The sequence below is a fragment of the Marinobacter sp. CP1 genome, assembly GCF_001266795.1.
GTDB lineage: Bacteria > Pseudomonadota > Gammaproteobacteria > Pseudomonadales > Oleiphilaceae > Marinobacter > Marinobacter flavimaris.
The window spans coordinates 3,614,670-3,628,642 of sequence record NZ_CP011929.1; the positions used below are offsets into that span (position 1 = coordinate 3,614,670).

Sequence of the window (13,973 nt, forward strand, 5' to 3'; positions counted from 1 at the left end):
TGTCACAAGCCGAGCTTGATCAGCTTGGAAGATCGGAAACCCTAGTCTGCAGTCAATGCCAGACGATGGACGGTCTCTCATGAACTCAAAAAGTACTCAGTTCGAACAGCCTCTACACGCGGGGCGTTCCGAGCCTTTCCCGAGTGGCCGGCTGACTCTTTTATCCCCCAAACCCCTGCCAACCGGCCTGCCGCCGGTGGATCATGGCCATGCGGTGGGGGAAGTGAATGACGGATACCTGGACTTTTTGGGCAGGGGCGACATCGGTGTTCGGTTGGCAAATGACGTTAGGTGGCTCTTTGGGCTTGTTCACACTCTCCCTTCCGTGCTGGCAGGCTTATTCCAAATTAAAGAACGTAACGCCCGCCCGTTTAACCGCCAACGCCGCGAGGTGTGTTTCGTGCCGGAGGGGCAGAAAGAGCCGATCATCGTTCCCCGGGAAATGCGGATCAGCCTCTCTAATAAGGATTTTGATGCCGCGACTGAGTATGGACTTCCCTCATTCATTCACTTGTTGCTGCTTTTTTTGTTGGTACCAGCTTGGTTGTTATTTTCATTCTGGATTATTCCCCCTTCAACCAACTGGATAATGAGCACCGGAATAAGCTTCCTCCTCAAACCCTTCGAAAACACCATTAACAAAAGACTGGATTCCACCCTTGAAGACGGCTGTAGCGAATTCAACCGCGTTGATGGTCAGGTTCGTATTGCCCTGTGTCGGGGGCGTTTTTTCGAGGCGCCTTTCGCGGAGTTTGATGCTTATGTGGAACGTGTTGTCCAGCACGGCGGTATCTTTTACCGGTTGATGCTGGTGCACCGTTACACTCAGAAAACCTTTAACAAAACAGGCTTCAGTACCATTGAGTCGGAAAAGTCAGAAGTGTTGGCGTTGTGGGATATGTTGCAACGCTACATGGATGTGACCCAGCCACTGCCGGATACACCGCGACTAGAGCCCTTCCGTCATCTGGACCCGGTAACAGCTGAGCATGACAGAAAGACCGGGCGGAACCCGAGGTATTGGCGGGACCTGGATCTTGAATCCTGGAAGGACGGGGAAGGCTGGACAGAGGTCCACCAGCGCCAGAGCAGGTTTCCTTGGGGAAGCCGAACCTGCAAGCTTACGCCGCAATTGGGCAAGATCTCGATGGAGGAGTATCGGAAGCTGCGACCGCCCGGTGCGTGGCCAATCTAAAGCCGGGTTGATGAACAAAACCTCAATTGTTGCATAATGCAACGCATGTGGTAGCCTGTTACAAGCGTTAAGCAATACCTCAGGAGGCCACCATGACAACCGCTGTCCGTCTCGACGACACTCTGGTCCGCCACGCCGCCGCAGAGGGCGCGGTTCATCGGCGTTCGACACCCAAGCAGATTGAGTACTGGGCCGAGATAGGCCGTGCCGTTGCCGGGGACGTGAGTGCGGAAGATCTGATTGCTATTCTGCAGGGTATCCGCCAGGTGCGGGTTGAACCGGTGGTGGCTGAGTCTGTTTCCAGTGATGACCTCTGGGCTGAAGTAGATCAGGCCCGGGAAAGCGGTAATCTGGGGCGCTCGATTGCCAGAGGTCGTACGGTGTATCAGGCGTCTGGAGAAAAGCCCGGCTATCTGGAGGCGATTTATCCGGATGGCACTCGGGAAGTCGGTCAGTTTCGCAACGGGCGTTTTGAAGCACTGAGTGACCGTGACAACGCAGCCTGAACTCTGGCTGCTGGTTGGCGGCAACGGTGCCGGCAAGACCACATTCTATGAGCGGTTCCTGGCCCGCCGGAAGATTCCTCTGGTGAATGCCGATAACATCGCCCGCAGTGTGTGGCCTGACGCGCCCGAGAAACACAGTTATGAGGCGGCGCTGATTGCTGAACAGGAACGGTTCCGACTGCTTAAGGAGCGCCAGAGTTTCTGTTTCGAAACTGTCTTTTCTCATTCCTCGAAGGTGGATTTTGTCGGGGCTGCCAAGGCTGCCGGATTTCGCATTCGGCTGTTTTATTTCCACCTCGAATTCGCTGCGTTGAACAAGGCTCGGGTGGCTTCCCGGGTAAGATCCGGCGGCCATCATGTGCCCGAGGCCAAGGTTGAGTCCAGAATTCCAAGGACCCTTGCCAATCTTCGCGAATGTATCGGGCTGGCGGACGAACTGCACCTCGTTGATAACTCCAGTCTCGATCAACCCTACGTGCGCATTGCGGTCTGGGAGGCGGGGCAGTGGCGTACCTGTCAGGAGGTCTTGCCTCAGTGGGCAACCGACCTTATTGATAACTGAAAGACGGCTATGGCCAGCTGTCCGGCACCACGAAAAAGCGGTTGGTTTCCTGCCAGAGGCCGCTGATGGAGTCCTCCTCGAGTTTCGCGAACAGGAGCGGGATGTTGTAGCGCTCGATGGTGTTCAATGCAGCAGTTACTGCATTGGGGGCCGGTGGCTCGCTTTGACGCCACGGGCCGATCCAGTGGGGTTTGTTCAATACCACCCAGCCGGGGAGGTCCGATGTCTCAATCTGTGAGAGATAGCGCCACTGGCCGCGCAGGTGACTGGCTGGCACGGACTCAGGAGCGATCACCTGTGTTCCTGCCGGGTAAAACAGGTACCCCGGCATGAAAATCCGGGGAATGACAGGCTCTGCGATTCCAGCGTCTGCCAGCAACGCCCGGGCCTCGGGCAACGCGGTTCTCTGGCTTTGCATGCGCAGCATCCGGTCTGTTTTCAGATCGAGCCGGTCTTTGGCATTCGGGCCATACCACAGAGTTCTCCCGCTTTGCTCCGGAACTCCCAGATAGTATTTGATGGCAATTTCGTGGTGCTCGATTCGATCTTCTGACCGATTATGCACCACGAAATCCAGCTCGCCCATGGTTCGGCCGTGGGACTGGATTTGTCGATTTTGAAGCAGAACATCCCAGCCCAGAAGGTCTTCCAGTAATACGCGGTAAAGCTGCTCGAAATAGAAGCCGAGCCGCTTCTGGGGTGTCTCTCTGAGCAGCGCAGGCGCTATTTCCGGCTTTTCATCCCAGGCCTGAAGTTGTTCTGTAATACCGTCAGGGAGATAACTGGCCGGCTCAAACGTCAGTGGTGACTGCAGCAGCTGGGGCGCCCGGCATAGCCAGGCAAGGTGCCTGATCGCCGGCGTGGTCAGTTGTCGAGTTGAGTAGGGGGTTGTTTTTGCATCCATATGGCCAGAATACCGTAAACTGTCCGCAAGGCACGATGATCAATACAGTTCTGAAGGAGGCTTCATGCAATATCTTCACACCATGATCCGGGTGAGCAACCTGGACGAGACACTCCATTTCTTTTGCGATCTGCTGGGAATGGTTGAGATCAATCGCAAGAGCAGCGACAAAGGCCGATTCACCCTGGTGTTTCTGGCTGCACCGGAAGACGAAGCCCGTGCCCGTGAAGACCGGGCGCCGATGATCGAGCTCACTTACAACTGGGATCCGGAAGAGTATACCGGCGGGCGTAATTTTGGCCATCTGGCCTACCGGGTGGGTGACATTTATGCCCTTTGTGAGCACCTCAAAGCCAATGGGGTAACGATTAACCGTCCGCCCCGTGACGGCCATATGGCCTTTATCCGCACGCCGGATAACATCTCGATTGAGCTTCTGCAGAAAGGCGAGGCGCTGCCACCGAAGGAACCCTGGGCCAGCATGGAAAACACTGGCACATGGTAAGCCCGCAGGCGGGGCGCCGCAAGGGGCTTGAGCGTGATACAATAACAACCTGAAACATAGCTTTCGCATCAGGACGATGCATTCAGAACATGGAGAAGTTTGATGGACGATTGGCAAGGATGCCTGGATCCCCAGTGCCAGACCGCTTTATTACGAGCCCGGGAAAGTGTTGAACGCCGTGGTGGCTCGGTGATTACCGTTGAAGATTACCTGCTTGCCCTGCTGGACTCCGCACCCGCTATAGCCCGCTTTCTGCGTGGCTGCGGCGTGGATATGGACGAACTCACCCGCACCATTCAGTGCGAACAACCGATCGTGACGGAAGTGGGCGGCGAAGGGCAATTATCTTCCCAATTGATGTACTGGTTCGCGGCGGCCCGGGAAACCAACGATTCGCCATGGCTCGGATGGTCTCAACTGTTGGGGGCGCTGGTTCGCCACGCGGAGCGGCTGCAGGAAAAAGCCTATGTGGCGGTTTTTGAGTTGGTCCCACGCTGGCCCGATTCGTCCGGGGAGCGGGAGCCGGCGCCGATTGATAACTTCCAGAGAGCGCCCGTGGTAGTGACGGATTCCGCATGGGTTGAGCTGGCTGAGGATGTCGCGATCGGTCTGGCGGCGTCGCCGTCAGCCATGATCTGGGTCCGTGGCGAGCGTGGAGCGGGCAAGACCGCCTGGCTGCAATCGCTGCTTCCGGTACTGGAGCAGGATTACGTTGAGTTGGATCTCAGGCGTGAAGCGGAGATCATGGCCAGTGATCTTCCGGTTCTTCCGGCGCTTTCATCGGAGGGCGGTCCGGGAGAGGAAGGGCCACGCTGGCCGGTACTGGTACTGGACAATATCTCGCCAGCGGACCTGATTGCGCTGATGGATCTTCCTGATGGGCTGGCGTCAGCGCTGGTACTTCAATGGGCAGGTCCAATACTTCTGCTGGGGCCTGAAGAGCCTCGCGAAAGCAGTGCCGCCCTGGCGCTGCAGCATCGTCTGGGCCGCACCCTCGACACCTTTGATATGCCGGTTTCAAGCGTGGTTCAGCGTCAGGCCATTCTGACAGCCCACCAGGCCGCCATCGAGAAGCAGTGGAATGTGCAGGTGCCTCGGTCGGCGATCCGGTTTGCTGCTTCTCGCCGGAGCCGGTGCGTGAGCACGCCGGGCGGAATGCTGCAGTGGCTGGAACGGGCGGCCGCCCGGCTGAACCTCGTTGCCCGCAGAGGCCCGGCCGAGGCGGTGGCCCTGGCTGGACAGGCTGATACTCTGAGGCGTCAGTCCCTGGTTGCCCTGGCGCGGAAAGAGCCGATCGACAACATCGAGGCTTCGCTTGGTGAAATTCAGCTTCATCGTGTGGCTGCAGAGGTTGCCTGGCATGAGCGTAAAGCCGCCGGCAAGCTCCGGCAGCTGAGCACTGAAGATTTGCGGCAGGAACTGGAACGCTGGGTTGCAGCGCGGCCCGGGCCGGTTCACTATGTGCGGCATTGCAATAATCAGGATGGAGATTCAGCGGGTGCAGGATCTGGAAATTTACATTCGTGATCTGGAGCCGGGGGCGGTTTCCGGGTGGCTTGAGAACCACCTTGAAGAACTGGAACTGGATGACGTTGAGGTAACAGGCGTGATCAAGGGCTTTGCCCGCTTCGAGGGCGAGAGACTGCGGATATCGCTTTATCCGGGGGCATTTGGCAAACGTTTCACCTCAGTGGTCATCGAGGGGCCAAGGGTGCCCTGGAACAGTGACCTTGACTGCGCGCGCAGTGCCTGGCGTGCCATGGATACCGAGATTCGCTGCAGTCCGGGAGACTGGAAAGAGGGCGAGCCGGTAGAGGATGAGAAATGGTGGCGTCTGGACCACCGGGGCGAGCAACAGGTCGTCTGGAACTGAAAGAGGCAGCCCTTGGGCTGCCTCTTTGTTTTCAGTGGGCGATTCAATCGCTCAGGATGGATACGTTGTCGGCCTGAAGGCCTTTGTCTGCCTCCACAACATTGAAGCGGACCAGTTGACCCTGTCGCAGGACCCGGCGCCCACGGCCACGAATCGCCCGGAAGTGAACAAATACCTCGTCACCGCTGTCACGCACGATAAAGCCGAAGCCTTTCTTGACGTTGAACCACTTTACGGTGCCTTCTTCATCACCCTCAGGGCTGCTTTCGTCATAGCCATCATCATCGTCATCATTGTGGTTCTGGCTGGGGGCACGGTTGCTCGGCCGGGATGGGCTTTGCTGTTCGGCCGGTTTCTTGACTGAAAGCGCAATGGCCAGGAAGCCCGCAATGCCGAAAACGATCAGCGTAATAATGTAGGCTGCGATGCCACGAGTGCTACCGAGGGCCTCAATAAGCTGACCTGCAGCGATCAGGCGAAGAGGCTCTGGTGTAAAAGACAGCAACAGGGCAAGCACCAGCGGTGCGGGGATGGCGATCAGGAGAGAAAAAAGGATCGCTTTGGATGGATTACGCATTGACTGAAATTTCTCCATTCTTGTAACGCTAACGATAAAAACCGGATATCGGGTAAAATCGCACATCCGGCCGGTGAAAACCGACAGTACCCCGAAAAACGGGAGTGCTGGCGGGCAAAAGCGGCATGATACCAGATTATCCCGAGCGCTGACCAAGCAACGGAATAAGCAGTGTCATCAATCACATTCTAGAGAGAACTACCCAGGGGAGTACCAATACCCGATGAGCCAGAACGATCTGGAAACCCGACTGGACGAGCTGGAAACGCGGCTGGCCTTTCAGGACGACGTTATCAATACCCTGAGCGAACAGGTTGCCAAGCAGGAAATGGATATCCGTGAGTTGTGGGAGGCCAAGCGGCTGCTGCACAAACAGTTGAAAGATGTTTCACCGTCCAATATCAAGTCAGAGCAGGACGAAACACCTCCCCCTCATTATTGAAAGTGGCGCATTAAAAAGGGATCAGATGAAGGTTTCATCTGATCCCTTTTCGTTGGATTCCGGCTCCTGCTTTTATGCCAGCAGTTCGATCAGAATCTGTTCGTAGATTTCAGACAGGGTATTCAAATCTTCGGCCTTTACGCACTCATCCACTTTGTGAATCGTCGCATTGATGGGGCCAAGTTCGACCACCTGCGCGCCGGTAGGTGCAATGAAGCGACCATCCGAGGTGCCGCCGGAGGTTGAAAGTTCGGTTTCCCGGCCTGTCACCGTGCGAATGGCGCTCTGGCTGGCAGACACGAGTGCGCCCTTGTCCGTCAGGAACGGACGGCCACTGAGGTGCCACTGCAGATCGTATTTCAGGTTGTGGCGGTCCAGGATGGCTACCACCCGTTCCTCCAGACTTTCTGCAGTGTTTTCCGTGCAGTAGCGGAAGTTGAAGTGCACCAGGCATTCACCGGGAATAATGTTGCTGCCCGTACCGGCCTCCAGCTTAGTAATCTGGAAGGTGGTTGGCGGGAAAAAGTCGTTGCCGTTATCCCAGAATTCCTTTGCCAGCGCATCCAGGGCAGGCGCAACCAGGTGAACCGGGTTCTCGGCCAGGTGCGGATAGGCTACGTGGCCCTGAACCCCATGCACGGTCAGGTAACCATGCAGAGAGCCCCGTCGACCATTCTTGATCACATCACCCACTTCTCGGGTGCTGGACGGCTCGCCAATCAGACACCAGTCGATCTTTTCGTTCCTGGCTTCGAGAGTTTCCACCACTTTGACCGTACCGTGTTGGGCTGGCCCCTCTTCGTCACTGGTAATCAGCAGGGCTATGGAGCCCCGGTGGTCCGGGTAGCTTGTAACGAAGCGCTCGCAGGCGGTTACGAAGGCTGCCAGGCTGCCCTTCATGTCCGCGGCGCCACGGCCGAGGAGGTAGCCATCCCTGATCACAGGATCGAAGGGGGGGTGCGACCAGTTCTTTTCCGGCCCGGTTGGTACCACATCGGTATGGCCGGCAAAGGCCAGCACCGGTCCCTCGGAGCCCTTTCGGGCCCAGAGGTTATCGGTATCGCCAAAGCGCAGGTTCTCGCCGGTGAAGCCCAGAGGCGCAAGGCGCGACATCATCAGTTCCTGACAGCCGGCATCGTCTGGGGTGACAGACGGCCGGCGGATCAGATCAACGGCAAGTTCGAGGGTCGGGGAATCAGTTGTTTGCATGCAGCTCTTCATTCAGCTCGATGGCAGACTTGTTGGTTTTGCACTCCACCGCGCCAGTCTGGCTGTTACGGCGGAAAAGCAGGTCTGTCTGGTTGGCCAGATCGCGGGCCTTGATCACCTCAACCAGCTCGTTGTTGTCGTCGAGCAGCGCAACCTTGGTGCCGGCGGTGATGTACAGCCCGGCCTCGACCTTGCAACGGTCGCCCAGCGGGATGCCGATACCGGCGTTGGCGCCGATCAGGCAGTTCTCGCCAACGGCAATGATGATGTTGCCACCACCGGAAAGGGTGCCCATGGTTGAGCAGCCACCGCCCAGATCAGCCCCCTTGCCAACCATGACGCCGGCGGAAATACGGCCCTCGATCATGCTGGTGCCTTCGGTGCCGGCGTTAAAGTTGATAAACCCTTCGTGCATGACCGTGGTGCCTTCACCCACATAGGCGCCAAGGCGAACCCGGGCGGTATCGGCAATGCGGACACCTTTCGGTACCACGTAATCGGTCATCTGCGGGAATTTATCCACGGATTTGACTTCCAGTGTGCGGCCTTCCAGGCGAGCCTGAAGCTGGCGGTCGGACAGTTCGTTCAGATCGATCGCGCCTTCGCTGGTCCAGGCCAGATTCGGCAGCAGGCCAAAAATGCCGTCCAGCTTCAATCCGTGGGGTTTGGCCATGCGATGAGAAATCAGGTGAAGCTTGAGGTAAACCTCCGGGGTGCTGGACGCGGTGTCATCTGTTTCGAGTACTGTGACAACCACCGGGCGCTTGCTGGCGGCCGCTTTGTCCGCCAGTGATGCCTGGCCTGTCTGGCCGATCTGACGCAAGGCGTTGGCGAGCTGGCTGAGCTGCTCGGCGGTCGCGCTGATCGCCTGGTTGCCACCCTTGTAATCAAGGGCGTTGGAGATGACGTCCATCAGGGTGTTATCGGGTGTCATGACCGGCTGCTGGTAAAACACTTCCAGCCACTCGCCCTGGTTGTTCTGGGTGCCGATACCGATACCGAATGCAAAGCTCATCTGATGGTTGCTCCTGTTATGAATGTGGGGGCAGGGCAATGCCTCAAGACCCCTGAAATTAAAGTTTGGATCTGGTTTGCCCGAGATTCAGGCCAGCCATGCGGACCATTCGTCTGCACTGAAACCTACGCGCACATCACCGCCGTTTTCGACAACGGGGCGCTTAATAATGGATGGATTCTCCAGCATGATCTCGTGAGCGCTTTGGGCGTCAATGGTATCACGAACGTCCTCCGGAAGTTTGCGCCAGGTGGTGCCACGGCGGTTCAGCAGGGTTTCCCATCCGACCGCCTGCTCCCAGCGGAACAGCAACTCACTCTGCAGGCCATCCTTCTTGAAGTCGTGGAATTCGTAGTCGATACCTTGTTCGTCCAGCCACTTCCGGGCCTTCTTTACGGTGTCGCAGTTTTTGATGCCGTACAGTTTCATGGCTTGTTCGCCTTAACAAATTCAACAATGCGTTCCGCTGCCTCTACGCACTCTTCCAGCGGGGCGACCAGGGCCATCCGGACACGGTTTTCTCCGGGGTTATGGCCATCCACGGTTCGGGAAAGATATCGCCCAGGCAACACGTGCACGTTCTGTTGCGCCGAGAGCTCCCGGGCAAACGTTTCATCGTCCATCGGAGTTATCGGCCACAGGTAAAACCCGGCATCCGGAAAATCAACATCCATAACTTCCCGGAGGATCGGGACCACTGCCTCAAATTTGGCGCGGTACGCTGCACGATTCTCCCGAACGTGGTCCTCGTCGCTCCAGGCGGCGATGCTCGCCAGCTGATTGTGGATCGGCATGGCGCAGCCGTGATAGGTGCGGTACTTCAGGTAGCCGTCAAGAATGTTTGCATCCCCGGCTACGAAACCCGATCGCAGGCCGGGCAGGTTGCTGCGTTTGGACAGGCTGTGGAACACCACGCAGCGGGCGTAGTCATCCCGGCCAATGGCGGCGCAGGTTTGCAGGAGACCTTCCGGCGGGTTGTCTTCCTCCGGATACAGTTCGGAGTAGCATTCGTCGGAAGCAACGATAAAGTCGTGTTTGTCGGCCAGGGCTATCACCCTGGTCAGCGCCTCCCGGGAGATAACAGCACCACTGGGATTGCCCGGGGAGCACAGAAACAGTACCTGGCATTCCTGCCAGGTGGATTCGGGCACTGAATCAAAATCGGGAATGAAGCCATTTGAGCCGTCGCAGGGGAGGTATACGGGCGTCGCACCAGCAAGGAAGGCGGCTCCCTCGTAAACCTGATAAAACGGATTGGGGCTGACTACGGTGGCAGGTTTGGTGGCATCCACGACAGCCTGAACCAGGGAAAAGATGGCCTCGCGTGTGCCGTTTACCGGCACGATGTTGTTCGCTGCGCTGAGGCTGCCGGCCTTCAGATTGAATCGGCGGGTTGCCCAGCCACTGATGGCCTCGCGGAGTTCATCCGTACCCCGGGTGGTGGGGTAATTGGCGAGCTTGTCCAGATTGTTCGCAATGACCTGTTTGACGAAATCGGGCGAAGGGTGCTTCGGCTCACCAATCCCCAGGGAAATCGGCCGGAGATGGTCGGGCACGCTGATGCCTGCCTTCAGTTTGGCAAGCTTTTCAAAAGGGTAGGGGTGAAGTCTGTCCAGGTTCGGATTCATTGAATGTCGTCCAGCATTTTACAGAGATCTTGCTGCAGGGCCTGGCATACCGCCGGCTCCCGGATGGGCTCGCCGTGTTCGTCCGTCACGAAGAAAACGTCCTCCACGCGCTCGCCCAGGGTGGCAATCTTGGCGTTGCTCAGGCGTACCCGGTGCTCCAGCAGCACCTGGCCGATGCGGGCCAGAAGCCCCGGGCGGTCGGGCGTGATCACTTCCATTACGGTGCGCTGGTTGATGGTGTCATTCGAGAACGTCACTTCCGTCGGGAAAGCGAAATGCTTGAGCTGGCGTGGCGTGCGCCGGTGGATGATGTCCGGATAGTCATCCGGGTCGTCCAGTTCTTCGATCAGGCGCAAACGCACCCGTTCTTTTCTCGCAGGGTCGATGCCCAGAGGCTGTCCCTTCTCATCAAGTACCACATAGGAACTGATCGAGTAGGGCCCCTCGCTTGAGCTGATGCGCGCGTCCACGATGTTCAGGTTCAGCTGTTCGAGGACCGCCGTTGTCGCAGCGAACAGGGCAACCCGGTCCTTCATGTAGATAATGATCTGGGAGTAGCCGTCCGTCGGGCCGCCCCGCGTGTCTCGAATCAGCACCAGCGGGTCCGTATTGTCGCCGTGTCTGATGATGGCAGCAGTCTGCCAGGCGATGTCCACGGTCGAGTCCTGGAGGAAATAGTCTTCGTCCACGGTGTCCCAGATGGCGTCGATCTGTTCATCGGTCATGTTCTGGGCATGCAGGATTTCCCGGGCTTCCGACTGGGTAGCGCGAACCCATTCCTGTCGGTCGATGGGCGTTTCAGTGCCCCGACGCAAAGCCCGTTTGGCCTCGATATAGAGTTGGCGCAACAGCGAGGCCCGCCACGTGTTCCATAGCTTGGGATTGGTAGCGCTGATGTCGCATACGGTTAGAACGTACAGGTAATCCAGGTGCGCCTGGCTCGGCACTGCCCTGGCAAATCCGTGGATAATGTCCGGGTCAGAGATGTCTTTGCGCTGGGCTGTCATGGACATCAGCAGGTGGTTTTCCACCAGCCAGGAAATCAGCTGGGTGTCCCGTTCGCTCAGGTGATGCCGCTGGCAGAAGGCTTCGGCATCGATGGCACCCAGTTCCGAGTGATCGCCACCCCGGCCTTTGGCCACATCATGGTAAATGCCGGCAATATAGAGGGTTTCCAGTTTCGGCAGCCGGTGAATCAGGCGGGATGCCAGCGGATACTCGGTTCGGGCTTCCGCGCTGCCAAGCCTTACCATGTTGCGGATGACCCGCATGGTGTGGGCATCCACGGTGTAAATGTGGAAAAGGTCGTGCTGCATCTGGCCAATGATCTGGCCAAACTCCGGGAGATAGCGCCCGAGCACGTTGTACTTCTTCATGGCAGACAGCGTCTGATCCAGGGCATGGGGCGTTCTGAGCAGCTCCATGAACAGAGTAGTCACTGCCAGATCAGATCGGAACGCATCATCGATCAAATGCCGGTGGGCCCGAAGCGAGCGGATCGTCGTGGCCCGGATGCCCTTTATCTCAGGGTGCTGAGCCATCAGAACGAAGATTTCCATGATGGCATAGGGCGCGTAGGCGAAGACCTGGTTGTTGACCGCTTCAATATAGTAGTTACGAATCTGGAAACGTTTGTTGATGGGCTGGATGGCGTCTTCCGATGGGCTACCCAGAATCGCTTCGTCGTAATACTGCAGAATCACATCCGCCAGTTCGGCGAGGGCCAGGACGGTGCGATAGTAGGCCTGCATCATCAATTCGACGCCGAGCCGCTTACCTTCATCTCTATAGCCGAGCATCTGGGCCAGGGCTCGCTGATGATCGAACAGCAGCCGGTTTTCATTCCGGTCAGCGAGCAGCTGCAGGCCGTATCGCAGTTGCCAGAGGAAGGTTTCACCCTGGAACAGAATCTGATGCTCTTCCTCGGTAAGAATGCTGAAGCGGGTCAGGTCAGCGATGTTCTGCAGTCCGAAATGTCGCTTGGTAATCCAGCCGATCGTCTGTATGTCCCGCAAGGCGCCCGGGGAACCCTTCACGTTTGGTTCGAGGTTGTATTCGGTATCGCCGTATTTCTGATGCCGTTGCTGCTGCTCCTCACGCTTCGCAATAAAGTAGTCGCGGTCGGTGCTGACATCATCGGAATAGACTTGCTCGCTCAGATCTGACCGGAGTTCATCCGGGCCGGCAATCGTGCGCGTTTCCAGCAGGTTGGTCAGTATGGTGATATCTTCGCGGGCGGCTGTCTTGCTTTCCTCGATGCTGCGAACACTGTGGCCGATATCCAGCCTGAGATCCCACAGCAGGGTAACGAACGCGCCCAGGTCTTCGTGCCAACTGTCTTCGATGCCGGCACGGGTGAGAATGAGCAGGTCGATGTCCGAATGCGGGTGCAGCTCACCCCGTCCATAGCCGCCGACGGCGATCAGGGCAATGTCCGGTGAATCGGAAAAGGGGTAGCGGTTCCAGATCAATCTGAGAACTGTATCGACCGTGTCAGCCCGGGAGCGGACAAGGGCGCGCACATCGGCGCCTTGTCGAAAGGCCTCGGCATCGGCGTCATACCTGCCCTTTAACAGCTCCCGGGCCGCCGTAACCGGAGATGGGTCATTACTGATGCGGGATTCCAGCTCGCTTTGGTCCACTTAGAAGGACTCTTCCTTTCGCTTGGTCAAGACCTCATGACCGTCCGCCGTCACAAGGATGGTGTGCTCCCATTGTGCAGAGAGTTTGTGATCCTTGGTAACGACGGTCCAGCCATCCGGCAGAAGCTTGGTCTGGTACTTGCCCTGGTTGATCATTGGCTCAATGGTAAACGTCATACCTTCCTGCAGCTCCAGACCGGTGCCGGGTTTGCCGTAATGCATTACCTGAGGCTCCTCGTGGAATACTGCGCCGATGCCATGGCCACAGTAATCTCGAACCACGGAATAGCGGTGTTTCTCGGCGTGCTGCTGAATCACATGCCCGATATCGCCCAGACGGGTTCCCGGCTTGACCAGTTCAATACCTTTATAGAGGCACTCCTGTGTAATCTGGATCAGCCGCTCGGTGCCAGGTTTCGGCTTGCCGACAATCCACATCTTGCTGGTGTCGCCGTGGTAGCCATCCTTTATTACGGTGACATCGATATTAAGGATGTCTCCATCTTTGAGGATTTTCTTCTCAGACGGAATGCCGTGGCAGATAACGTGGTTGACCGACGTGCAGATGGACTTCGGAAACCCCTTGTAGTTGAGTGGTGCCGGAATGCACTTTTGCTCGTTTACAATATAGTCGTGGCAAATCCGGTCGAGCTCTTCGGTGGAAACGCCGGGCTTGACGTGATCGCCAATCATCTCGAGCACTTCGGCCGCCAGGCGGCCAGCGACGCGCATCTTTTCAATTTCTTCCGGTGTCTTGATCGATACCTGCATTGGGTTTCCCGTTGTTTGTGCCAAACCGGCATTTTAAGGGGCCTGCTGCCCGGGTACAAGGAAGCTCGCCGTCAAAAATAATGGCGTTTGTCGGGCCGAATATGGTATAAACGCGCCCGCTGGAAACGAATCCAGCAAATTCAC

The 13,973-nt window shown here is 57.5% G+C and carries 15 protein-coding genes; 7 read left to right on the forward strand and 8 right to left on the reverse strand.

All coding sequences use genetic code 11. The annotated features are described in order from the left end of the window. Positions 1-196: 196 nt before the first annotated feature. The 3 genes from ACP86_RS22480 to ACP86_RS16645 all read left to right on the forward strand — a co-directional run bounded on the left by ACP86_RS22480 (position 197) and on the right by ACP86_RS16645 (position 2,263). Positions 197-1,195 (forward strand): hypothetical protein, encoded by a 999-nt coding sequence (locus tag ACP86_RS22480; protein ID WP_141201820.1) that lies wholly within the window; start codon positions 197-199, stop codon positions 1,193-1,195. Positions 1,196-1,287: 92 nt separating this feature from the next. Continuing rightward, positions 1,288-1,701: a TA system antitoxin ParD family protein gene (locus ACP86_RS16640; protein WP_008170411.1), complete on the forward strand. Its 414-nt coding sequence runs from the start codon at positions 1,288-1,290 to the stop codon at positions 1,699-1,701. Next, positions 1,685-2,263 carry an AAA family ATPase gene (locus tag ACP86_RS16645; RefSeq protein WP_008170409.1) on the forward strand — a complete coding sequence of 193 codons (579 nt, stop codon included), beginning with the start codon at positions 1,685-1,687 and terminating at the stop codon, positions 2,261-2,263. The genes ACP86_RS16640 and ACP86_RS16645 overlap by 17 nt, the downstream gene beginning before the upstream one ends. 7 nt (positions 2,264-2,270) lie before the next feature. On the opposite strand, the gene ACP86_RS16650 is transcribed toward ACP86_RS16645, so the two are convergent. Continuing rightward, positions 2,271-3,167, reverse strand: coding sequence for a DUF1853 family protein (locus ACP86_RS16650; RefSeq protein WP_008170407.1), 897 nt, complete (start codon positions 3,165-3,167; stop codon positions 2,271-2,273). 64 nt (positions 3,168-3,231) lie between these two features. Here ACP86_RS16650 and ACP86_RS16655 point away from each other — a divergent pair, with 64 nt between their 5' ends. The 3 genes from ACP86_RS16655 to ACP86_RS16665 all read left to right on the forward strand — a co-directional run bounded on the left by ACP86_RS16655 (position 3,232) and on the right by ACP86_RS16665 (position 5,545). Continuing rightward, positions 3,232-3,672, forward strand: coding sequence for a VOC family protein (locus tag ACP86_RS16655; RefSeq protein ID WP_008170405.1), 441 nt, complete (start codon positions 3,232-3,234; stop codon positions 3,670-3,672). A 102-nt stretch (positions 3,673-3,774) separates the two neighbouring features. Continuing rightward, the gene (locus ACP86_RS16660; protein WP_008170402.1) at positions 3,775-5,199 is read left to right on the forward strand and encodes a hypothetical protein; all 1,425 of its coding nucleotides are present in this window, start codon (positions 3,775-3,777) and stop codon (positions 5,197-5,199) included. Next, entirely contained in the window at positions 5,171-5,545 is a 375-nt protein-coding gene (locus tag ACP86_RS16665) for a hypothetical protein (protein WP_008170400.1), read from the forward strand. The genes ACP86_RS16660 and ACP86_RS16665 overlap by 29 nt, the downstream gene beginning before the upstream one ends. A gap of 43 nt (positions 5,546-5,588) precedes the next feature. Here ACP86_RS16665 and ACP86_RS23610 read toward each other — a convergent pair whose 3' ends face one another. Further along, positions 5,589-6,122 carry a cold-shock protein gene (locus ACP86_RS23610; RefSeq protein ID WP_008170398.1) on the reverse strand — a complete coding sequence of 178 codons (534 nt, stop codon included), beginning with the start codon at positions 6,120-6,122 and terminating at the stop codon, positions 5,589-5,591. Between the two features lie 223 nt (positions 6,123-6,345). Here ACP86_RS23610 and ACP86_RS16675 point away from each other — a divergent pair, with 223 nt between their 5' ends. Beyond that, positions 6,346-6,564 (forward strand): SlyX family protein, encoded by a 219-nt coding sequence (locus ACP86_RS16675; RefSeq protein ID WP_008170396.1) that lies wholly within the window; start codon positions 6,346-6,348, stop codon positions 6,562-6,564. Between the two features lie 72 nt (positions 6,565-6,636). On the opposite strand, the gene dapE is transcribed toward ACP86_RS16675, so the two are convergent. From dapE to map, 6 genes are all read right to left on the reverse strand, one after another. Further along, positions 6,637-7,773, reverse strand: coding sequence for a succinyl-diaminopimelate desuccinylase (gene dapE, locus ACP86_RS16680; RefSeq protein WP_053114830.1), 1,137 nt, complete (start codon positions 7,771-7,773; stop codon positions 6,637-6,639). Next, positions 7,760-8,788 (reverse strand): 2,3,4,5-tetrahydropyridine-2,6-dicarboxylate N-succinyltransferase, encoded by a 1,029-nt coding sequence (gene dapD, locus ACP86_RS16685; protein WP_053114831.1) that lies wholly within the window; start codon positions 8,786-8,788, stop codon positions 7,760-7,762. Before dapD ends, dapE begins: the two co-directional genes overlap by 14 nt. Positions 8,789-8,875: 87 nt before the next feature. Beyond that, positions 8,876-9,217, reverse strand: coding sequence for an ArsC family reductase (locus ACP86_RS16690; RefSeq protein WP_053114832.1), 342 nt, complete (start codon positions 9,215-9,217; stop codon positions 8,876-8,878). Next, a complete protein-coding gene (gene dapC / locus ACP86_RS16695) occupies positions 9,214-10,416 on the reverse strand; it encodes a succinyldiaminopimelate transaminase (RefSeq protein ID WP_053114833.1) in 1,203 nt (400 codons plus the stop codon). The genes ACP86_RS16690 and dapC overlap by 4 nt, the downstream gene beginning before the upstream one ends. Beyond that, complete coding sequence (locus ACP86_RS16700; RefSeq protein WP_008170387.1) at positions 10,413-13,058, reverse strand: [protein-PII] uridylyltransferase; 2,646 nt, start codon at positions 13,056-13,058, stop codon at positions 10,413-10,415. Before ACP86_RS16700 ends, dapC begins: the two co-directional genes overlap by 4 nt. After that, a complete protein-coding gene (gene map / locus ACP86_RS16705; protein WP_008170385.1) occupies positions 13,059-13,829 on the reverse strand; it encodes a type I methionyl aminopeptidase in 771 nt (256 codons plus the stop codon). Positions 13,830-13,973 lie beyond the last annotated feature (144 nt).

Coding starts and splice junctions, on each gene's coding strand:
- ACP86_RS16640 (WP_008170411.1), top strand. CDS start 1,288: ATGACAACCGCTGTCCGTCTCGACGACACTCTGGTCCGCCACGCCGCC.
- ACP86_RS16650 (WP_008170407.1), bottom strand. CDS start 3,167: ATGGATGCAAAAACAACCCCCTACTCAACTCGACAACTGACCACGCCG.
- ACP86_RS16655 (WP_008170405.1), top strand. CDS start 3,232: ATGCAATATCTTCACACCATGATCCGGGTGAGCAACCTGGACGAGACA.
- ACP86_RS16660 (WP_008170402.1), top strand. CDS start 3,775: ATGGACGATTGGCAAGGATGCCTGGATCCCCAGTGCCAGACCGCTTTA.
- ACP86_RS23610 (WP_008170398.1), bottom strand. CDS start 6,122: ATGCGTAATCCATCCAAAGCGATCCTTTTTTCTCTCCTGATCGCCATC.
- ACP86_RS16675 (WP_008170396.1), top strand. CDS start 6,346: ATGAGCCAGAACGATCTGGAAACCCGACTGGACGAGCTGGAAACGCGG.
- dapE (WP_053114830.1), bottom strand. CDS start 7,773: ATGCAAACAACTGATTCCCCGACCCTCGAACTTGCCGTTGATCTGATC.
- dapD (WP_053114831.1), bottom strand. CDS start 8,788: ATGAGCTTTGCATTCGGTATCGGTATCGGCACCCAGAACAACCAGGGC.
- ACP86_RS16690 (WP_053114832.1), bottom strand. CDS start 9,217: ATGAAACTGTACGGCATCAAAAACTGCGACACCGTAAAGAAGGCCCGG.
- dapC (WP_053114833.1), bottom strand. CDS start 10,416: ATGAATCCGAACCTGGACAGACTTCACCCCTACCCTTTTGAAAAGCTT.
- map (WP_008170385.1), bottom strand. CDS start 13,829: ATGCAGGTATCGATCAAGACACCGGAAGAAATTGAAAAGATGCGCGTC.